Below are 20594 nucleotides of genomic sequence, written 5' to 3'. Positions count from 1 at the left end.
GCTTGAAGTAGGTCTCATACTTGATGCTCTCGTCCTCCAGGGCGGAGATGATCTTACCCACCGTCTCCGCATCCGCGATTTTCTTCTCTGTCTTTCGCCCTGCGTAGCGGTAAGTGCGCCAGGCGGGGTTATGACGTAGAAAGCCACCCTCCACGGCATCGGAGAGGATGCTGCACAGCGTAGCGTGCACACCCTCAACGGTGTACTCGGAGAGTGGCTTTTTGGTTTCTGTGCTGACGGTCTCACGGAGCTGGGCGTAAAAGGTACGGAAGTGCTCCGGCCGCAGTTCCGTGAGCTTGTAGTGGCCCAGGGCGGGGAGGATGCGGACGATGTCCTGCCGGTCCCGGCGGATGGTGGACTTGGCCAGCTTGCCGGGGGCAATCTCCCGCAGCCACAGCTCGATGTAGGCGGCCAGGGTGATGGGCTTTGCGGTTTCCTCCGGGGTATCCCGGCAGGAGCGCTCGAAGAGCACCGCTTGCTCCCGGAGCCATTTCTCCCTCTGCTTTGGTGTCAGTTCCTGGGGTGGATGGACGGTTTTCTGCCGGGGCTTGATGCGTGCGCCCTTGTAGTCGTAGCCCATGGAGACCACGATGAGATAGCTGCTGCCCCGCTTTCGGATGCTTGCCATATGGTGTTGACCTCTCTTTCCTTGGCCTCAGTCCAGCTGAGGCCGGTTTGTCAAACACACCATACCGAACGCTCCCGGCAAAAGCCATCACAACCTTTTGCAAAACCGATTTTTCTACGAAACCGACAATCATGCGCCCTGCCGCTTTGCCATACACGCGGCGGCCAGATTGAAGATGGGACTGCCGTCAGGGCGGAGCACCGTGCGCATGGTGTCAGCCGCCTGTTCCTTCTGGGCCTGCTGCGGGTGGCAGTAGGTACGCTCCAGGAATCCCGTGTCGCCGTGGCCTACCAGATCGGCCACCGTCTGCTTGTCCACGCCGCAGTGGAGCAGCGCGGTCACGAAGTAGTGGCGCAGGGTGTGAAGGTGGTATTCCCTGGGGAAGCCGATGGCGTCATAGATCTTCCGCAGCCGCTTGGTGAAGGTATCGGGGTGGATGAGCTGCCCGTGTTCGTCGGTGAAGAGGTAGGGGCTGAGCTTGCGGCGGGCCCGCTCGGCCTCCATCTTTTTGCGATAGTGGTAGCTGCGGATGATCCCGCACAGATCTCCGGAGAGATAGATCTCCCGGCTGCGGCCATTTTTGGTGGCGCCCTCCACGATGCCCTTGCCGGCCACATTGCTGCGGGAGCGGCTGATGGTGAGAAGCAGGGACTCTTTCCCAAAGGTGAAGTCGGACCATTGCAGAGCGCACAGCTCGCCCCGGCGGCAGCCGGTGAACAGGGAGAGCAGGTAGAACATCCGGTAGTGCCGCGGCTCCCGTGCCAGGGCGTCTAGAAGTTTTTGCACCTCGGCCTGGGAGGGGACGCGCTGGATGGCCCGCTGGGTCTGGGGCAGCGCAACCATGCGGGCGGGGTTCTTTTCCAGGATCTCGTTCCGCTTGGCGTCGCTGAGGACGGCGGACACCACCGTCAGATACTTCTGGGCGGTGGCCTCCCGGATGGGCTTCCCGTGGCAGGTCCGCTTCCGCAGTTCCGCCAGCAGATTCTCCATGTGGATGGGCCGCAGGCGGCAGAGGGGGACGGCGCCGATGTACGGGTACACTGCCTCCAGCATCCTGCGGTAGGAGGCCAGCGTGCTGGGAGCGTACCGGGACTGCCGGTCCAGCCACCGGCGGGCGAATTCCTCGAAGCGCATGCTGCTGTCCTCACAGAAGCCGTTCTTCACCAGCCGCTCGAATTCCTCCGCCTGGTGGGCCACATACTGGGGGATCTGCTGTTTGCGGACGGTGTCCGGCACAGTGATGGTCCTGGCCCGGCTGATTTTCCTTCCGTCAGGCCGGTACCCGTTGCTGACGGTGATCTTATATTTACGCGCTTGAAGCTGCTTGATACTTGCCATAGCTGTGTCTGATTCCTTTCTTCCAATTTTCCAAGTGGGGTGTCATCCCGGTGACTGTTTCATCTGCGGCTCGTCCGGTTTGGACAGTTCCTTCCGGTGCTGCCGGGCTGCCGCGCCGGCGGCTCCGGCGGCCAGGCCAATAACGGCGCCCAGGTTCTGGGCGGCCTCCCGGGCCTCCATCTGCCGGCGGCGCTCCTCCGGGTCATCACTGGCATCTTCCAGCAGGCTCATCCCCGCAGCCACAGATGCCGCACCAATTCCCACAGCACCAGGATGATGGTGGGGGCGTACATCTTCCAGCCAATCGAACTGGCGGACTCCCGCAGCGTATCTTCTGCTTTGGACAGACGCGAGGAGTATGCTTCGCTGATCTTCCCAGCCTGTGACTGGAATTCCTTCAGCAGCTTCTCGCTCTCCCACTGGCTGTCGGCGCGGGTCTCCTGCATGGCGTCCTGCATCCACCGCAGGTTCTCTCTGCTGGTCTCCAGCAGCTCCTGCACCGTCTGCTGGATCTGCTGTACCGCTTCGGTGTGCGCCGTCGTGAGCTTGCCGGCCTGTCCTGCCAGCAGCGTTTCCATCTCCTGCGCGGTGGGGAGACGCTCCAGCGTCTCCTGGGCCTTGAGGATGGAGTTCCCCGTCAGCTCCATGGCTCGGGTCAGACCGATCCAGTTGGCCTCCGTCAGTGTGACGGCTTTCTGGATGTTGGATGCCTTGTTCAAATTCGCCTGGAGCGCGCTTTGCTGCATGGCCAGCAGCTCGTCCATGGGCGAAGAGTTTTTCTCGAATGCGGAACTCATCTTCCATCGCTCCTTTCAGATATTTCATGTCGTGTAACTTGCAGTCCCGGCAGCGGTAGCCGTCGGGGGTGGTATAGGTGATGCTCTTGCGGCTTGCCGACCAGCGGACCGTGTAGCCCTCGCTCTCCATCAGCTCCAGAAATTGCTCCCGGGAGACGGCGTACTTCATGGTCTCATTGATCTGCATGGCAAGCCGCACTTTCCAGCTCTGCCCTCTGGCAGCGATCCGGTACTCCGCCTGGGTGGGACGGGAGACCGCCTGCTGACGCTTTGGCTGGCAGACGGACAGACCGTGACGGATGCAGAGCGTGTCTGAGACTTGGCGGAGCTGCGTCAGGTCCGCCTTTTCAAAGTGGAGCTTCCTGCCGGTCTGGAAGCTGACGGAGTTGACGATGAAGTGGGAGTGGATATGCTCGCGGTCCGTGTGGGTGGCCACGATGACCTCGTAGTCCTTCCACTGCTGTGCCAGCTCCAGTGCGATCTGGTGCGCCAGCTCCGGCGTGACCGGTTCCTCCGGATGGAAGGACTGGACGAAGTGATAGTACATCCGGCCGCCGTCTTTTCCGTACTGCAGCTTGGTGCTGATGAACTCGGTGCAGCAGGAATCTGCCTGGCAGTTCACGCCGGTCACCAGATGGCGGTCCTGATAGGCGGTCTTTTCCTCCTTCATCACGTATTGGAGCACTGCGCGCATGCCGCCGCGGGTCTGCCCGCGGGGACGGTTGACAGCTGTGACGATGGCCATGTGTCACACCGTCCTCTCCAGCAGCGTCTTGAGAGAACGCTGGATGTCGGCGTAGAGGGCACAGGCCTCCTGGACATTCACGGCGGTGATGCGTCCCATGTTGGCCAGGGTGGTGAGCTGGTTGAGGTTGTTGCCCTGGGCTTTCAAGGCTTTTGTGAACTCCGTCAGCGCGTCGATCCGGACGATCTCTTTGCCGACGGCGCAGTCGGTCAGATATTGGGTGAGGCTCACCCCGCACGCTTCCGCCTTGCGGTGGATGCGCCGGGAGTCCGCCTCGGTCACGTAAAACGTCAGAGGAACGGATTTCGTTCGGTTGGGTTTCTTGCTCAAGTTGATCCTCCTTCTCTGATTTTCAGCAAAGTGGGTGCGGGGCTTCCGCCCGCAAAGAGATGCCGAGGGCAGTTCGCGGCCGCCTGTGGCGGGCGTGAACAGCCAAAGGCGATGCTTGCTCTCCGCCGATCCTCCCGTTGTAAGGCGGTGGGCGGCGGAGACCCGCACCCCTTTGCCTCCCGTGTTTTCCGGCGGTTTGGGGGAGCTGTGGCGGCCCTCCCGCCGGGGACGGGGAACGAGTCCCGTCAGGCGGGAAAGCCCCTCAGAGGGGGCGCAGCGGCCGCCACAGGGTCGATGGTGACGCTCTTTGCGGCAGCGGGATCATCGACACCATCGGCCCTCCGCAGGCAGATGAGCCGCTCTCCGTTGCTCTTGCGAAAGGACACGGTAATGCCGCTTCGCCTTAGGGCGTCAACGCTTTTGCGGATCTGGTGAGAGAAGCTGTTGGGCGTCAGGCCCTCTAAACCGGCAGGGTCGATCTTTTCCAGCAGCGCCTTGGCAGGGGCGCAGATCTCTTGCTGCTCCCGCAGCAGCGGGGAGAGGAGCGCCAGGATGCGTCCGTGCGGTTCACCGGCCTGCTCGCAGTCATCCGAGAGCAGATCCCAAATGCGGGTGTCGCTGCTGAACTCCAGAGACAGTTCCCGGTAGGCGATGTCCCTGCCGGTACAGTAGAGGGTGGCGGTGTTCTCCCGCCGCTTGCTCTTGCGGAGCACGAAGTTGGAATCGGTGGCGCCGCTGAGACCTGTGGTGCCGGAGATCATGTTCATGGGGTCGTCGTCCCCCAGCTTGCGCAGGTGATGGACCAGCAGCACGGCGATGCGGTGCCGGTCTGCCAATGCTTTGAGTACACCGATGTCCCGGTAGTCGTTGGCGTAAGGACTCACGTCATTGCTCACGGTGCGGATGCGCTGCAGGGTGTCGATGACCACGAGTCCTGTGGCCGGGTGCTCTTTGAGGAACTGCTCGATCTGCTCCACCAGCCCGCTGTGGAGCTGCTCCGCCATGACGGCGAAGTGCAGCGTGGGCGGCGCGTCCTCCGTGAGATCGAAGAGCCGGCTCTGGATGCGCTGGAAGCTGTCCTCCAGACAGAGGTAGAGGACCTCGCACGGATGCGTGGGGAAGTTCCAGAGGGATTCGCCCCGCGCCACCCGGAGACACAGCCACAGCGCCAGCCAGGACTTTCCAATCTTCGGCGCGCCGGCCAGCAGGTGCAGTCCCTGGGGCAGCAGATCCTCCACAAGGAAGGTGAGCGGCTCGTAGGCGATGGTTTGTAAGGTGTCGGCGTCTATGGTGTTGAGTTTTTTCATCAAAAATCTCCTTTCGAAAAAAAGTAAGAGCGAGGATCGCCCGCCTTCGATCCTCGCCCCTCTACTTGTATTGTGGAGACTTTTTTGATACACTCAGAGAAACAACAGACAAATAAAAACTGTTTGCTGACGAAAAAGAGGTGATCCGGATGTTCCGGTCCATCGCATTCTACATCGGAGAGAAAACACTGGATCTGAATGGTCATGCGTTTCCGCTGGGTGAGCTGACTGCTGAGGTTTTGAACATCACTCCGGATGAGTACCACAAGCTGCGCCGGATACTGGTCAAAGCTGTCCGCAAGATGGCGGATTATGAAAAGAGCCGTCAGATGCAGGACTGGTTTGAGGCCAATGAGCAGATGATCAAGCTCCATCGTTCCTTGGTACGGCACCGGGTGTTTCAGCTGCTTCAGGAGCAGGAAGAGATTTTGTCAGAGGCGCGGGTTCTGACAGAGCAGTACTCTTTGTTTCAGGAGCCGGAGGATCTGGAACCAACGGAGCGGGATTTGGAGATCTTAGCTGCAATCGGAGACTACGAAGACTATCTGGAGCATCCGGAGGAGTATGGCGGCGATGATTTTTTCGGCGCTCAGCTGGAGGATGGATTCTGTGAGATCCCGGTACCTCGACCGCCCATCCCGCCGGAGCCGCCGGAAAAGACCAGAGCCCTTTTGATCTGCCCGGGGAACCTGCAGGAGAAGTGGGTGTATTACCGGCAGTATTGTATGTGCTATGACGATCTTCTGGAAGACATTTCTTCGGTTTGCCAGACCTTGCAGGCGTTCATCCGGATGGGCATTGCATCCCTGGATAAGCTGACGCCTGACAATTACCTGGCGGCACTGCACGAATTCCTGTATAGCGAGCGGTCCTACAAATGGATCGCCAATCCCTTGGAGGGGACGGGATTCTACACCGCCATTGACGACGTGCGGCTGCAGCTGGTCCCCCGCGAGACATCTCCGGACTCCGGGGCGTTCAAGGTCTATGAATATTACGAGGCGACGCGTCTTCAGACCATGCTGAAATTGGATTTCTACAAGGCGCTGGAGGCTGGACACATCATCCGCAAATGCCAGAACTGCGGACGATACTTTCTGCTGCAGAAGGGGTACCACACCAAATACTGCGACCTGCCCAATCCGGCCAATCCAAAGTACACCTGTGCGCAGCTGGGTTACCGTCTCCGCGGGATCAAAGAGGATGCGGGAGGAAGTCCGCTGGCGCAGGCCCTTTACCGCTGTTATCAGCGGATCGACAAGGATCGTTCCCGCGGCGTGATCACGGCGGAGGAGCGGACCAAACTGCGGGAGAAGGCACAGGAGCTGTACCACCAGGCGCGAACCAAACCGGGCACGACTTACGAGGCGTTCAATACTTCCCTGGCTGCGGAGCGGCTGTACCCGCGCTGCGGTGTTGAGAGAAAGAGCCGTCCCAGGGGACGGCCAAAGCGAGAGGGCTGATCTTCAGACGGAGAGGAGGTGGTGGCGCATGACGAACGAAGAACTGTACAGGCGGGCACAGGCCGGCGAAGCCGACGCGTTTGAACAGCTCCACAAGCAGCTGGCGAACTTCATTCGGTCCATCGCTCTGGAATCGTGCAGGCACTTTGGATGTACAGATGTGGTGTCCGCGCCGCTGCTGGAGGATCTCTGCGCCGAGGGCGGCCTGGAACTGTGGGAACGCATCCATAGCGGCGGCTATGACGAGCATACCGGAAAATTGACCACCTATCTCTATCCCTTTCTGCGAGGAAGAATGTACCGCTATCTGGAGACCAATCTGGGCGTGATGTCCCTGAGCAAGGACGAGATGGAGCGGGTGCGGCAGGCGCAGAGGCTCTATCATGTGGAGGGAAAGTCCGCAGAAGAAATCGCGGCGGCACTGCATCTTTCAGATGAGGCCACCGCAAGACTGGTCGGCTATAATACGCATTTTCTCTCTGTTTTTGATCTGCTGGGCAGTGAGGAAGACGGAGATCCCTTTGAGCGGCTGCTCTCCGATCGGCAGGGCGCGTCGGCGGAGCAGATCGTCTATCGGAAGATTAGCCTGGAGCTGCTGGAGCAGTTGTTTCAAACGCTCAGCGCCAGAGACCGCTCCGTTCTGGGACATACCTTTGGCGTCTACGGCTATGAGAAGCTGTCCGCGGACGAATTGGGGCTGCGGGAGATGCTCTCTCCCGACGGGGTGACAAAGGCCCGGAAGACTGCGCTGGAACATCTGCGCCAACGCTATCCCGGCAGTGCCCTGCATCGCTGGCGCAGGGCTTTCCGACTGATGCGGGGTGTGTATAGACCGACTGGTCATCCAGAGCATCCGTTAGAGGTTTCTTTCAGGGAATAGAACAGGCATCTGCCTCAGCTTCTTCGGCTGATGACAGATGCCTGTTTTCCTCGTAATGATTCAGTTCGCCGGCCAGTTCCCACGCCAAACGGAAGCCGCAGAGAAAGCTGTCCAGGGACCGTTCTTCGATGATGTGGTTCTGGGTGTCGATGATCTGCAGCACCAGTTTCCTCTCAGGTTTCTCCAGCCGCTCGATCAGATGGTGGTGGCAGATCTCGACTTCCCGTTCGTACTCTGCCAAGGGCAGAGGGGTGTAGAATCGGTCATACAGTGATTTCAAAGTTTCGTTCATGTGTCTCGCCTCCTTGTAGCAAGACACAATAGCACAGGCTAAGGGAAATAGCTACTGCTTTTTCACATGCCTGCCCGAAGTCGAAAAAAGGTGGCCTGCTTACAAGAGACGTGATATAATAAATAAAATTTACAATAATTGCCGGAGGTGGACTTCGTGACGCCAGAACAAAAAGCCCGTGAGGCAATTGACCAGAGGCTAACACAGGCTGGGTGGATCTTACAGGATATGCGACAGCTCAATCCTATGGCAGGTCCCGGTGTAGCGGTACGGGAATTCCCCACCAGCACCGGGCCGGTAGACTATGCCCTTTTTGTAGATGGCATCCCAGTTGGCGTTGTGGAGGCCAAGGCAGATGAAAAAGGCGAGAACATTACCACCGTGGAGGGGCAGTCCAGCCGATATGCCGGAAGCACCTTCAAGTGGGTTCAGGCAGGATACCGTATTCGGTTTGCCTATGAGGCCACTGGAAAGCTGACTCGTTTCACCGATTATAACGACCAGAAATATCGCTCCCGCCGCATCTTTAGTTTTCACCGTCCCGAGAGCCTTCGCGCCCTGCTGAAGTCTGAGGATACCATCCGCAACAACATGAAGCACTTCCCGCCCTTTGATACCACGGGTTTCCGCAGCTGTCAGGTCACAGCCATTGAAAACCTGGAGCAGTCTTTTGCCCAAAATCGCCCCAGAGCGCTGATCCAGATGGCCACCGGCGCGGGCAAGACCTTCACAGCCATTACGGCGGTATATCGTCTGCTGAAATATGCCAAGATCAATCGGGTCCTCTTCTTGGTGGATACCAAGGGCCTGGGCGAACAGGCGGAGCGGGAATTTCTGGCCTACCGCCCCAATGATGACAACCGTTCCTTCTCGGAAATTTATGGGGTACGGCGGCTGAAAAGCTCTTACATTCCCCAGGATGTGCAGGTGTGCATCAGCACCATCCAGCGGATGTACTCTATTCTGAAGGGGGAGGAACTGGACGAGTCGGCGGAGGAGACTTCCCTTAATGAGCTGACCTCGGCAGACCACCAGAAGGCCAAAGAGGTAGTTTACAACGAAAAGTATCCGCCGGAGTTTTTTGACTGCATCATCATCGACGAGTGTCACCGCTCCATCTACAATGTCTGGCAGCAGGTGTTGGACTATTTCGACGCCTTCCTCATCGGCCTCACCGCCACGCCGGACAAGCGCACCTTTGCCTTTTTCAACGAGAATGTGGTCAGCGAATATTCTCGGGAGCAAGCCATCATCGATGGCGTCAATGTGGGCGAGGATATTTTCCTCATTGAGACCCAAGTGACCAAAAGCGGCGCCCATATCATGAAGCAGGTCATCGAATGCCGTAACCGGCTTTCGCGGGAAAAACGGTGGAAGCAGCTGGACGAGGATGTGGACTACCAGCCCACCCAGTTGGACCGGGACATCGTCAATCCCAGCCAGATCCGCATGGTGATCCGCACATTCCGGGACAACCTGTTTACCACGCTGTTCCCACGGCGTAAGGAAGTCCCCAAGACTCTGATTTTTGCCAAAACGGACAGCCACGCTGACGACATCATCCAGATTGTCCGGGAGGAGTTCGGCGAGGGTAACGAGTTCTGCAAAAAGATTACCTACTCTGCTGAGAATCCGGAGAGCGTGCTCAGCGACTTCCGCAACAACTACAATCCCCGCATTGCGGTGACGGTAGATATGATCGCCACCGGCACCGATGTCAAACCCATCGAGTGCCTGATCTTCATGCGGGATGTGCGAAGCAAGAACTATTTTGAGCAGATGAAGGGCCGGGGAACCCGCACCCTCAGCAAGGACGATCTGCAAAAGGTAACTCCCTCGGCCACTGAGAATAAGGACCACTTTGTCATCGTGGACGCGGTGGGCGTCACCAAATCCAAAAAATCCGAGACCCGCACCTTGGAGCGCAAGCCCTCGGTCTCTTTGAAAGAGCTGATGATGACGGTGGCTTTGGGCGCTCGGGACGAGGACACCTTGACCTCTCTTGCCAATCGGGTGATCCGGCTCAATAGTCAGATGAGCGCCGGCGAGCGGAAGGAATTTGCCCAGGTGGTGGGCGTTCCGGCCAATCAGCTGGCGGAGAATCTGCTCAACGCCTTTGACGAGGATGTTCTCACCGCCCGGGCCCAGGAGAAGTTTCACACCCAGAAGCCCACGGCGGAGCAGTTGCAGACGGTACAGTGGGAGGCAGCAGCCCAGGCGGCCGCGCCCTTCTGCCGTCCGGAGGTGCGGGACTTTATCGAGAATGTCCGCCGCAGCCATGAGCAGATCATCGACAACACCAATCCGGATACCCTGATCTTCGCCGGGTTTGACGCCCAGAAAGAGGAAAACGCCGACCGGGTGATTCGAACTTTCCACGAGTTTATCGAGGAGAACAAGGACGAGATCATTGCCTTGCGCATCCTGTACAGCCAGACCTATCAGGATCGGCCCATGGCCATTGAAAAGCTGAAAGCACTCTATGAGAAGCTGCGGAGCAGGGGCGTGACCATCGAACGGCTGTGGGACTGCTATGCCATCAAGAAGCCGGAGAAGGTGAAAGGAACAGGCACGCTGCGCCAGCTGGCCGACCTGGTGTCCATCATCCGGTTTGAGATGGGGGAAGCAGAGGGTTTACAACCCTTTGCGGATAAGGTAAACTACAACTTCCAGCAGTGGACCTTCCGCCGCAACGCCGGCGCGGTGCATTTCACCCCGGAGCAGATGGAGTGGCTCCAGCTGGTGAAGGATCATATTGCCACCTCTCTGAGTATCCAGCCGGAAGACCTGGACCTGAGTCCATTTGACCACAAGGGCGGCCTTGGGCGGTTCTATGAAGTGTTCGGGGAGCAGTATGAGGCGATTTTGATGGAAATGAATCGGGAATTGGTGGCGTAAGGAGATATACTATGGGAATTTATGATGCTTTTAAAGATGCACTTAATGTGGCACAAAAAGCAGACAATATTGAACTCTATCGGCAGCTTTTGGATTTAAGTGCCCAGGCGCTCGATTTGCAGGCAGAAAATGCGAGATTAAAAGAAGAAAATGCTGAGTTACGCAAAGTAAAAGATTTAGAACAGCAGATTGTTCGGCACAAACAGCCATTTATTTCTCTTAGTAACGATGAACAGAATATCCCTTATTGTGCTGTGTGCTGGGCTAAAGATAATAAACTTTATCAAATGAGAGTGCTTAATACTTACGGATTTGGAGAAGTGTATTGCAAAAACTGCGGAAATAGGTGCCGATATGAAAAGTGATACGCCGAGATATTTACTTAAAGATGTGGCTATCATTATAGCAGGACAGTCTCCAGATTCGAAATATTACAACACCAAAGGAGAAGGCCTTCCTTTTTTTCAGGGAAAGGCAGACTTTGGAGTACTGTATCCTAAAATCAGGACCTACTGTTCTCAACCAACAAAAATTGCTGAAAAAGATGATATTCTTTTGTCGGTTCGTGCCCCTGTTGGTCCAACGAATCTATCGCCTGGTAAGGTATGTATTGGTCGTGGTTTAACGGCAATTCGTCCGAGCAGTCGAATTTGTTTAAAATATCTCTTATATTTTTTCAGGTACTATGAGGTACAGTTACAGAAATCAGGAACAGGGACCACATTTAAAGCAATTACTCAAAATGTCATTAAAAATATTGAGGTGCCAGTTCCTGATCTTTATGAACAAGAGCGCATTGTCTCCAAAATTGAGGAGCTGTTTTCCGGGCTGGACGCCAGCGTGGCGGAACTGCAAACCGCAAAGGAAAAGCTGAAGGTCTACCGCCAGGCGGTGCTGAAAGAGGCGTTTGATTCAGTTCGAGTCAATAGCAAACGAGTAACGATCAGAAGCGTCTGTGAAACCATTAAAGTTGGGATTGTGATCAAACCTACTCAGTATTATGTGGAGCAAGGGGGAGTATTTGCTTTTAGAAATGCAAATGTTCGCAGAAATTATATCGAAGACAAAGACTGGGCTATGATCTCCCAGGAAGGGCATCAAAAAAACTTAAAGAGCCAAGTGCATAAAGGCGATGTACTTATTGCAAGATCCGGTGTGAATTTGGGGATGGCTGCTGCTGTGCCTCAAGAATATGATGGATATAACGCGATTGATGTAGTGATTGCTGTGCCCAAAAAAGAATTTATTTTACCTCAATATCTGGCTCAGTACACCAATTCACCATATGGACTTGAGATTGTAAGAAAGAATCAGCATGGTGCAGCTCAAGGTCACTTGAATGTGAAGGAATATGGCAATCTACCGATTTTCTTGCCTAACATCCCAGAACAATATAGTCTGCTTGAGAAAATTGAGTCTCGGCTGTCTGTCTGCGATAGTATTGAACAGACCATTGATATTTCCTTGCAGCAGGCGGAAGCCTTGCGGCAAAGTGTTTTGAAACAGGCCTTTGAGGGGAGACTGATATAGGTGCGAAAGCGGATAGAAGGCAAATGTAAGCTCTGCGGGCAAGTAAAACCTTTGACCTTTGAACATGTACCGCCGGAAAGCGCCTTTAATTCCTTTCCGGTGAGAGAAATCCCATTTGAAGAAAGCATCAAACTCATGACCGGAGAAGATGGTCGGCTCCCGTGGGATATGGAAGGATTAAAAGGCAAACTGAATCAGAGAGGTGGAGGAGGATATTATCTCTGCTCAGAATGTAACAACAGCACTGGTTCTTGGTATATTAGTGAATATGTTCGATTTGTCAGAGCCCTACACGAAATACTTTCTGAGTTGAAACCGTCAACAAATGACAGGTGTCAGTTTGTGCTTGAAAAAGTTCATCCGCTTCAAATTATTAAGGCCATCATGGTAATGTTTTGCGATATAAACCATGGGTGTTTTGGAGACGAATCTCTGAGAGAATTTTTACTGAATAAAGAATCAAATGTATTTAATAAAGAAAAATACTCTGTCTATCTCTATCTCACTAAAGGTCCGATGGTAAGAATTAATAGCCTAGCAGCAATTTGTCGTTCAGATGTAGGAATTGTCACACAATCTGAAATATCCCGCTATCCATTAGGAGCGGTATTATACATCGATAAACCAAAAGCGCTGACACCATTAGGGTTAGACGTTACTCAATTCGCAGATTGCAGATATTCCGATGAATGCAATGTGTCTTTTTATGGTATCCCACTGTTGGAAGTCAATACACAATTTCCTGATGACTATCGAAGCAAAAATGAGATCATCAAAGGGATTGAGTTATCACAGAAAGAACCGCCTCTGGAGGAGAACTGAATGTCCGAACAAACCACAAGCATAATTTCCAAGGTCTGGGGGATGTGCGGGCCGCTGCGGGATGACGGCGTGTCCTACGGCGACTACCTGGAACAGCTCACCTACCTGATCTTTTTGAAAATGTCTGACGAGTACGCAAAGCCCCCCTATAAGCGCCAGACCGGTATCCCGGAGGGCTGCGGCTGGGCAGATATGAGCGATCTCAGGGGCGCGGAGCTGGAGGAGAAGTATAAATCCATCCTGGAGACCCTGGGCGAGCAGGGTGGCACACTGGGCAAGATCTTCAAGGGCGCCACCAATAAGATCAATAACGCCGCCATTCTGTACCGCATCGTCCAGATGATTAACAATGAAAAATGGGTGTCCATGTCCACCGACGTCAAGGGCGAGATCTATGAGGGCCTGCTGCAAAAGAACGCCGAGGACGTGAAAAGCGGCGCAGGCCAGTATTTTACGCCCCGCCCGCTGATTCAGGCTATGGTGGAGTGTATCCGCCCGGAGCCCATGAAGACTATCGCCGACCCTTGCTGTGGCAGCGGCGGCTTTTTGCTGGCGGCCCAGAGCTACCTGGCCGACCCGAAGCACTACAACCTGGACCGGGAGGAAAAGGAGTTTTTGAAAAAAGAGGCCTTCCGGGGCTGGGAGATCGTGCCTACTACCTTCAAGATGAGCCTGATGAATCTCTACCTCCACAACATCGGAGACCTCTACGGCCAGGTGCCCATCACCCTGGGGGACGCCCTGCTCACCGATCCCGGTGAGCGGTTTGACTACGTGCTTACCAACCCGCCCTTTGGCAAAAAGTCCGCCTTGACCTTCACAAACGAGGAGGGAGAGCAGGAGGAAGAGGATCTGGTCTACAACCGGCAGGACTTCTGGACCACCAGCTCCAACAAACAGCTCAACTTTCTCCAGCACATCAACACTCTGCTGAAAGCCACCGGCAAGGCGGCGGTAGTAGTACCGGATAATGTGCTCTTTGAGGGGGGAGCAGGCGAGACCATCCGGAAGAAGCTGTTGGAGACCTGTGACCTCCATACCATCCTCCGCCTGCCCACTGGCATCTTTTACAAGCCCGGCGTAAAGGCCAACGTGATCTTTTTTGACAAGCGCCCTGCCAGCCCGGAGCGGCAGACCCAGGAGATCTGGGTGTATGACCTGCGGACCAATATGCACTTCACCCTCAAGCAGCATCCCATGACTTTTGGGGATTTGGAAGACTTCATTCAGTGCTACAACCCGGAAAACCGACATGAGCGCCATGAGACCTGGAGTGAGGAGAACCCGGAGGGCCGTTGGCGCCGCTTCACGGCGGAGGAGATTCTTGCCCGGGACAAGACCAGCCTGGATATCTTCTGGATCAAGGACAAGTCCCTGGCCGATCTGGACAACCTGCCCGCCCCGGAGGAACTGGCCCAGGACATCATGGAAAACCTGCAATCGGCTATGGATGGCTTTAGCGAGCTGTTGGAGACACTAAAGAAGTCATAGTACGGTTTGTTCCTACATTTAGAACTAAGTTGAAAAAGCCTGACAACAAAAGTCTCGCCAATAAACGGAATTTGATGACGTCCGCGGCCGGAAAGGATATTTCTGCGCCCACCGGAAGATTGCCTTTTATTCCTGTTCGTTCTGTGTTATGATAACAAAAACGAGACGGTCGGCATTTCGGCCGTGATCACGGCAAGGGAATGGCCAAGGAGGTATCCATGGAACAGATCTATCGTCAGCTCGGCGAGCTGGCCCGCCGGCATGGAGCCCGGAAGCTGGTCCTCTTCGGCTCCCGGGCCAGGGGAGATTTTCGTGAGCGCAGCGATATTGACCTGGCGGTGTACGGGATGCCCCCGGAAAATCGGACTTCCTTCTGGCTGGATGCAGAGGAGCTTCCGACTCTCCTGAAGCTGGATATCGTCCATGTGGCCCCTGATATGGCCCCTGAATTTTTGTCGAACATCGAAAAGGACGGTGTGATCCTTTATGCTGCAGAAAGTTGAAAATTACCGCAGGGCTGTGGAGCGGCTCAGGGAGGCGCTGTCTGATTTCGCCCAAAATCCGGACTCCACCGTCATTCGTGACGGCGTGATCCAGCGGTTTGAGTTCACCTTTGAGCTGGCCTGGAAATCCCTGCGGGAATACCTGGAAGACCAGGGGGCTGACATGAGCGGGATCGTTTTCTCCAAGCAGGTATTCAAAGCCGCCTATGCCGCGCAGATCATCAGTGACCAGCAGGTCTGGCTGGATATGCTGGCCTCCCGGAATATCACTTCGCACGTGTACGATGACGCGCAGGCGGCCCAGGTCGTCGCAGATATCAGTGATCGCTACATTGGTCCTCTCACCGCCCTGGCTGAGCGCTATCTGGAGGCATGAAACGGCGCCGGAGGATCGAACCGTTTCGCCTTTGACGCAGACTACTATTTGACTACTATCGAAAAAATCCCCGGAGGCATTGCGCCGCAATGCCTCCGGGGATTTTCTTCAATTCTCTGAAAATTTGCCAAAAACCAACAAAACCACTGTGCCTCAACGGGTTCCCGTTTGATCGCCTGATGACTCCGACTAGTAGCCTAAATCCGACTGTGCTATGATGCTCAAACCACTGCAGCACAACGGACTTGGGATCTGAATTTTGCAAAACTACAGGAAAGCATTACCGGGTTATCTACGACATAAAGCCTATGATTTCCAGAAGCAAGACGATTGCTCTATGTGAAAATGAACGTGTTTTCGCTGCGATGGCAATCGAGGGAATCAAACATTGCTTCGGAGCTGAAAGGGGTCACCGTATGTTCAGAGCTAAATACAAACAGACGGCACATGTGATGGACATACGTCAAATTATGCTGTATAATCGTAAAAACTACACACATGGAGGCCTGTATGGAAAATGTGATTGTGGAGCGGGTGAAGCACGCTACTTTAACAAAGGCACAGCAGAAGATTGCAGACTATTTCATTCGCAATCCGGAGCGCGTTGGTATGTGTTCCTCCATGGAGGTAGCTAGGGAAATCGGGGTCAGTGACGCATCCATTATTCGTTTTGCCAGAGCCATCGGTTATGACGGCTTTACAGATCTGAAGAATGACATTTACAATAGCCTGGCTATGCAGGCCTCCGGTGGAAGCAGTGGCCTTTCCCTGTCAGAGCGGTACGAGATTAACCGCAGCAAATACGGAGGAAAAGGCTCTCGGGAAGATTATATCAAAGTGATGCGGTATAATCAGGAGCGAACCTTTCAGCAAAATGGAGAAGAACTGTTCGACCGGGCAGTTTCCCGATTGATTTCCGCCAAGCACCGCTATATCGTGGGCTTTCGCGGCTGTCTTGGGATCGGGATTCAGTGTGCCTGGCTGATGAGGTTTCTGCTGGATCATGTCACAGCTGTTTCCGATGAAGGGCCGGGGGGAATCGGTCTGGTGCAGGATATCTCGGCCGAAGACTGTATGCTGTTTTTCTCCCTGAGTCGTTACTACAAAAGTGATCTGCGGTTGGCAAAACTCTGCCGGGAGCGGAACGCCTCTTTGATTGTTGTGACGGACAGTATTCTGTCGCCGCTGGCCGAGCTTGCGGACGTGCTTTTGGTTGTGGAGGTTAAGCAGATGAGTTTTTTCAATTCCACAGCTGCGGTTAACATGATTTCTGAATATTTGATTACGAAGATTGCCCAGCAGCGGACCGAGGAATACCAAGGGACAGCGAAAGAGCGGGATCTGCTGACCGAGGAACTTCGATTGTGAAGGACGTGACAAACTGGACAGAAAAGGGCGGGTGAAAACCCGCCCTTTTGCTTTTTTAAACAAAAAATATGTTGTATTTACTTCAAAATATCAATTGACAGAAATGAATGCTTCGATATATCATTTAGGTAGTGGTTACAACATGCAGATATAGAAAGAAATGAGCACTTCTCTTACGGCCGAAGAGAAGGTCACCAGCAAAGAGGAGGCAGAGAACATTTATGGTTGTCTATTTAAGCGAGTACATTTATCCTGAGGCGGCAAAAAAGCTGCGGGAACATGCCACGGTCGTTGATAATTTCGATCACATTGAGGACATCGATGCGATCATTCTGCGGAATATTCCGGTTACCGCAGAGATGATGGACCGAGCGAAAAAGCTGAAGGTCATTGCCAAGCACGGCATCGGCGTGAATACTATCGATGTGAAAGCAGCCAAAGAGCGGGGCATTCAGGTGATTTACACGCCCACTGCCAATGCAGACTCTGTGGCGGAAATGACGGTGGGACTGTTCCTGGCTCTGGAGCGTGGCATTGTGGAGGCCAACTTCAAATGCCGTAGGGGAGAGTTCAAGACCATCGCTCCCCGAAACTTCATGGGGACGGAGATCATGGGAAAGACCTTTGGTCAGATCGGCATGGGAAATATCGCCCAGCGGATTGCCCGCATCATGAGCGCAGGCTTCCAGGCAAAAGTTTTGGGGTACGATCCCTTCATCTCCGCCGAGGAGGCTGCCAGCCGGGGATTTGAAAAGGTGGAGACCCTGGAGGAACTGCTGGAGAGATCCGATATGGTGAACATCAATGTGCCTCTGGTCAAGAGCACGGAGAACATGATCTCCGGTGATCTCTTCAATCACTTTAAACCAGGTGCAGTCTTTGTCAATGCGGCCCGGGGCGCTGTGATCAACGAAGAAGATCTTTACAATGCGCTGGTCAGCGGAAAGCTGAAGGCCGCTGCCTGCGATACCTTTGTCAATGAACCGCCAACTGGTGAGAATAAGCTGCTGCAGCTGGAAAACTTCAGCGCTACGCCGCACCTGGGGGGTAACACGGAGGATGCCCTGCGTAAGGCCGGTACGGAGGTGGTGGAAGAGACTCTGAACGTCCTGGCCGGAAAGCCCCCGATCCATCCGGTTCCGTAAAAAGAGAGCAGTAGTGGGAGGAGAAAAATACTATGGAAATTTCCGCTGGTAACGTTTTTTCCGTCGCGGTAGACGATCTTGCGATTTTGCTGGTATTTCTGTTAGTCGGCCTGGTTCTGCGCCAGTTGATCAAGCCGCTGCAGAAACTGTTTCTGCCTGCTGGCCTGGTGGGAGGAGCTTTGGCACTGATTCTGGGGCCGCAGGTACTAGGCATCATCGATATCCCCTCCACCTGGTCGGGCATGGCAACGCCCATGATCAACGTGGTGCTCACCTGCACCATGTTCGGTACGGTGCTCAACGCCGGTAAAATCAAGAGCTATGCCGGCGCCATCAATCTGATCATTCTTACGTATTTTGCCCAGATGGTTGTGGGCACCCTGGTTGGTATCGGTCTCAGCCAGATCTGGACAGACCTGCCGTATAGCTGGGGCGTTATGACTGTTTTTACTTACTGGGGAGGACACGGTGCTGCCACCACGGCTGGTACGCTTTTTGAAGATCTCGGTATCAACGGAATGCTGAGCTTGGGCATTATTTTGGCAACGCTTGGGCTGATTGTAGCCATGGTGGCCGGTATGGCGGTGGTCAACTTTGGCGTCCGCAAGGGATGGGCCACCAATCTGCTCAAAAAGCCTGTGGGCGAGAAGGTTACCATCAGCGCTCTGATTCCAAAGGAGCAACAAAAACCCCTGGGTCACGCTACGGTTTCCTCTGATGCAGTCAACGGCCTGGCATTGCAGCTTTGCTTCGTGCTGCTGAGCATGTGGTTGGGCAAGATGATTTTCACCAACCTGGCAAAGGTTCCTGTGGAGCCGGTGGCTACCGTTATGGGTATGATCCCCGCTCTGCTCTATGGTATTGTGGGCGCGGCCATCGTTTGGGCCATCATGTGTAAGACGCATCTGGACGGCTATGCGGACAAAGAGGCGGTGGACAATATTTCCGGTGTAGCGCTGGAAATCTGCATTTGCTCTGCCACTGCAACATTGAATCTGGAATTGTTTGCGTCCTTCCTGGCGCCCATTCTGATCCACATGGTGTGCATCATTGCCCTGATGACGTTCATTTGCGTGTTCCTGGTCCGCCGTTGGATGAAGAAAGAGTGGTTTGAGCTGTGCCTGATGGCCTTTGGCCAGGGACACGGCTCTACTCCCAGCGGCCTGGCACTGGCACGCTGCGTGGATTCCGATCACAAGTCTACCAGTTGGGAAGCCTTTGGCGTTGCCCTTGGTTGTGTGACACCGGTCACATCGGCTTTGGCGGCACTGCTGCCGATTTTAGCGGCTCAGTCCCAGTGGATTCCGGTGGGTATCGGCTCTGCGGTGACCATTGCGTGCCTGCTGTTCGGTGAACTGGTGATCCGACGCAAGAGCTGAACTATATAAATAACAATTTCCCAGGGGCGGTGGTGCATCCGCACCTCCGCCCCGCACACTCCTTGAAAAGAGAAGGCAACCATGGATAAGCGCATACACTATGGATGGTTGATCTGCCTTTCCTGTACATTGCTGATGGTTTGCACCATGGGCTTTTGCAACGGCGTGTTTCCTGTGTATCTGCCTTTTTTGGAACGGCAGGGAATGTCAGGAGCCCAGACGTCGGCGTTGCTTGCCATCCGCTGCTTGTTTGGAATTGCGGGTATGTTGTTGGCAGAACCGTTTTATCGCAAGCTCTCCATGCGGATGGGCTTGACCGTTACCTGTGGGATTACCGCTGGAGCCTTTTTCCTCTACGGTGTTTCCCGGACAGCCTGGATGTTCGACGCAGCTGCTGCTGCCAGTGGAATTGGGTACGGCCTTGGGACCATGATTCCGGTGGGAATTTTGATGAAACGATGGTTCAGCAAACGGCGTGGAGTCGCCGTGGGGATATGTGCCGCAGGATCCGGCATCAGCATTACCCTGTTTTCCCCATTGATCACATGGATCATTGAATCCTGGGGTGTTTCAGTTGCCTTCCGCTTTCAGGCGATTTTTGTTGCCGCGGTGGGGCTGCTCTTGGTTGCTTTGGTTCGGGATTTCCCGGCTTCCATAGGACTGGAGCCTTATGGGGGGAGCGACTGTGAGAAGTCCCAGGAACAGACACGATCCGAAGGCGGACGGCGGCCTGGAGCTGAGTGGGCTTTGGTCAGTTGCTTTTTGATCGGGGCGGTAGCAACCTCGGCGCCCGGTCATTTCTCTGCCCACTTTGCGGCACAGGGATATGAGATGAGCCTGGTTTCCCTGGCGGTGTCCACATTTGGACTGTCCCTGACCTTCGGGAAACTGGTATGCGGAGAACTGATTGATGTGCTGGGAGGGCGCAACGGTCCGCTGGCGCTGTTTGCTGCTGCGTTGGCTGGCTGTATTCTCTGCTGCATGGCGGACGGGTTCCATGGCTGGATTCTGTTTGCGGCACTGATTTTAATGGGGGTCGGTATGGCACCGGCTACTGTGGGCATTCCTCTTTGGGCAGGAGATTTCGCCGGTGGAGCGGAATACCCGCGGGTATTGAAATGGCTGCAGATAGCCTATGCGGCCGGCGGCATGATATTGACCATGGTGCCCGGCCTGATTTTTGATCACACAGGCAGTTATCGGCTGGCTTATGCCCTGATGGTACTTTTGCTGGCTGCAGCAATGGGCCTTCTTTGGGGCGCTTATGAGATTCAAAAGAAACACAGAGTGTATTAAGGAGGA

The 20594-nt window shown here is 54.9% G+C and carries 19 protein-coding genes and 2 pseudogenes; 13 read left to right on the top strand and 8 right to left on the bottom strand.

What is annotated here, in order from left to right:
* The 7 genes and pseudogenes from ACT67G_RS03545 to ACT67G_RS03515 all read right to left on the bottom strand — a co-directional run.
* Positions 1-628 (bottom strand): annotated as a pseudogene (locus ACT67G_RS03545) (tyrosine-type recombinase/integrase); the annotation flags it as partial.
* Positions 629-757: 129 nt separating this feature from the next.
* Positions 758-1966, bottom strand: coding sequence for a tyrosine-type recombinase/integrase (locus ACT67G_RS03540; RefSeq protein WP_443663017.1), 1209 nt, complete (start codon positions 1964-1966; stop codon positions 758-760).
* 42 nt (positions 1967-2008) lie between these two features.
* A complete protein-coding gene (locus ACT67G_RS03535) occupies positions 2009-2197 on the bottom strand; it encodes a hypothetical protein (RefSeq protein WP_443663021.1) in 189 nt (62 codons plus the stop codon).
* Positions 2194-2763: a hypothetical protein gene (locus ACT67G_RS03530; protein ID WP_443663020.1), complete on the bottom strand. Its 570-nt coding sequence runs from the start codon at positions 2761-2763 to the stop codon at positions 2194-2196. The genes ACT67G_RS03535 and ACT67G_RS03530 overlap by 4 nt, the downstream gene beginning before the upstream one ends.
* A gap of 298 nt (positions 2764-3061) precedes the next feature.
* Positions 3062-3433, bottom strand: a pseudogene (locus ACT67G_RS03525) (relaxase/mobilization nuclease domain-containing protein); the annotation flags it as partial.
* A gap of 78 nt (positions 3434-3511) precedes the next feature.
* A complete protein-coding gene (locus ACT67G_RS03520; protein WP_443663016.1) occupies positions 3512-3838 on the bottom strand; it encodes a plasmid mobilization protein in 327 nt (108 codons plus the stop codon).
* A 245-nt stretch (positions 3839-4083) separates the two neighbouring features.
* Entirely contained in the window at positions 4084-5145 is a 1062-nt protein-coding gene (locus ACT67G_RS03515) for an AAA family ATPase (RefSeq protein WP_443663015.1), read from the bottom strand.
* 149 nt (positions 5146-5294) lie between these two features.
* Between ACT67G_RS03515 and ACT67G_RS03510 the strand changes: the two genes are divergently transcribed.
* Both ACT67G_RS03510 and ACT67G_RS03505 read left to right on the top strand, forming a co-directional pair.
* A complete protein-coding gene (locus tag ACT67G_RS03510; protein ID WP_443663014.1) occupies positions 5295-6608 on the top strand; it encodes a DUF6076 domain-containing protein in 1314 nt (437 codons plus the stop codon).
* A gap of 28 nt (positions 6609-6636) precedes the next feature.
* Complete coding sequence (locus ACT67G_RS03505; RefSeq protein ID WP_443663013.1) at positions 6637-7488, top strand: sigma-70 family RNA polymerase sigma factor; 852 nt, start codon at positions 6637-6639, stop codon at positions 7486-7488.
* Here the strand turns inward: ACT67G_RS03505 and ACT67G_RS03500 are convergent.
* The gene (locus ACT67G_RS03500; protein ID WP_443663012.1) at positions 7478-7780 is read right to left on the bottom strand and encodes a DUF6809 family protein; all 303 of its coding nucleotides are present in this window, start codon (positions 7778-7780) and stop codon (positions 7478-7480) included. The genes ACT67G_RS03505 and ACT67G_RS03500 overlap by 11 nt on opposite strands.
* Positions 7781-8008: 228 nt before the next feature.
* Here ACT67G_RS03500 and ACT67G_RS03495 point away from each other — a divergent pair, with 228 nt between their 5' ends.
* The 11 genes from ACT67G_RS03495 to ACT67G_RS03445 all read left to right on the top strand — a co-directional run bounded on the left by ACT67G_RS03495 (position 8009) and on the right by ACT67G_RS03445 (position 20588).
* Positions 8009-10678: a type I restriction endonuclease subunit R gene (locus ACT67G_RS03495; RefSeq protein WP_443663011.1), complete on the top strand. Its 2670-nt coding sequence runs from the start codon at positions 8009-8011 to the stop codon at positions 10676-10678.
* A gap of 11 nt (positions 10679-10689) precedes the next feature.
* A complete protein-coding gene (locus ACT67G_RS03490; RefSeq protein ID WP_443663010.1) occupies positions 10690-11043 on the top strand; it encodes a hypothetical protein in 354 nt (117 codons plus the stop codon).
* A complete protein-coding gene (locus ACT67G_RS03485) occupies positions 11033-12208 on the top strand; it encodes a restriction endonuclease subunit S (RefSeq protein WP_443663009.1) in 1176 nt (391 codons plus the stop codon). The genes ACT67G_RS03490 and ACT67G_RS03485 overlap by 11 nt, the downstream gene beginning before the upstream one ends.
* On the top strand, positions 12209-13030 hold the full coding sequence (locus ACT67G_RS03480) for a hypothetical protein (protein WP_443663008.1): 822 nt from the start codon (positions 12209-12211) through the stop codon (positions 13028-13030). It abuts the gene before it with no gap.
* Positions 13031-14521, top strand: a complete 1491-nt coding sequence (locus tag ACT67G_RS03475) for an N-6 DNA methylase (protein WP_443663007.1) — start codon at positions 13031-13033, stop codon at positions 14519-14521.
* A 218-nt stretch (positions 14522-14739) separates the two neighbouring features.
* On the top strand, positions 14740-15024 hold the full coding sequence (locus ACT67G_RS03470; RefSeq protein ID WP_443663006.1) for a nucleotidyltransferase family protein: 285 nt from the start codon (positions 14740-14742) through the stop codon (positions 15022-15024).
* The gene (locus ACT67G_RS03465) at positions 15008-15400 is read left to right on the top strand and encodes a nucleotidyltransferase substrate binding protein (protein WP_443663005.1); all 393 of its coding nucleotides are present in this window, start codon (positions 15008-15010) and stop codon (positions 15398-15400) included. The genes ACT67G_RS03470 and ACT67G_RS03465 overlap by 17 nt, the downstream gene beginning before the upstream one ends.
* A gap of 510 nt (positions 15401-15910) precedes the next feature.
* On the top strand, positions 15911-16768 hold the full coding sequence (locus tag ACT67G_RS03460) for a MurR/RpiR family transcriptional regulator (protein WP_443663004.1): 858 nt from the start codon (positions 15911-15913) through the stop codon (positions 16766-16768).
* A 221-nt stretch (positions 16769-16989) separates the two neighbouring features.
* A complete protein-coding gene (locus ACT67G_RS03455; protein WP_443663003.1) occupies positions 16990-17913 on the top strand; it encodes a hydroxyacid dehydrogenase in 924 nt (307 codons plus the stop codon).
* Between the two features lie 32 nt (positions 17914-17945).
* Positions 17946-19292, top strand: coding sequence for a sodium/glutamate symporter (locus ACT67G_RS03450; protein ID WP_443663002.1), 1347 nt, complete (start codon positions 17946-17948; stop codon positions 19290-19292).
* 81 nt (positions 19293-19373) lie between these two features.
* A complete protein-coding gene (locus ACT67G_RS03445; protein ID WP_443663001.1) occupies positions 19374-20588 on the top strand; it encodes an MFS transporter in 1215 nt (404 codons plus the stop codon).
* The last annotated feature ends 6 nt before the right edge of the window (positions 20589-20594 follow it).

The organism is Dysosmobacter sp. (genome assembly GCF_052306735.1).
GTDB lineage: Bacteria > Bacillota > Clostridia > Oscillospirales > Oscillospiraceae > Oscillibacter.
Note: the sequence above shows the minus strand (reverse complement) of the source record. Positions and strands in the feature narration are given on the sequence as shown.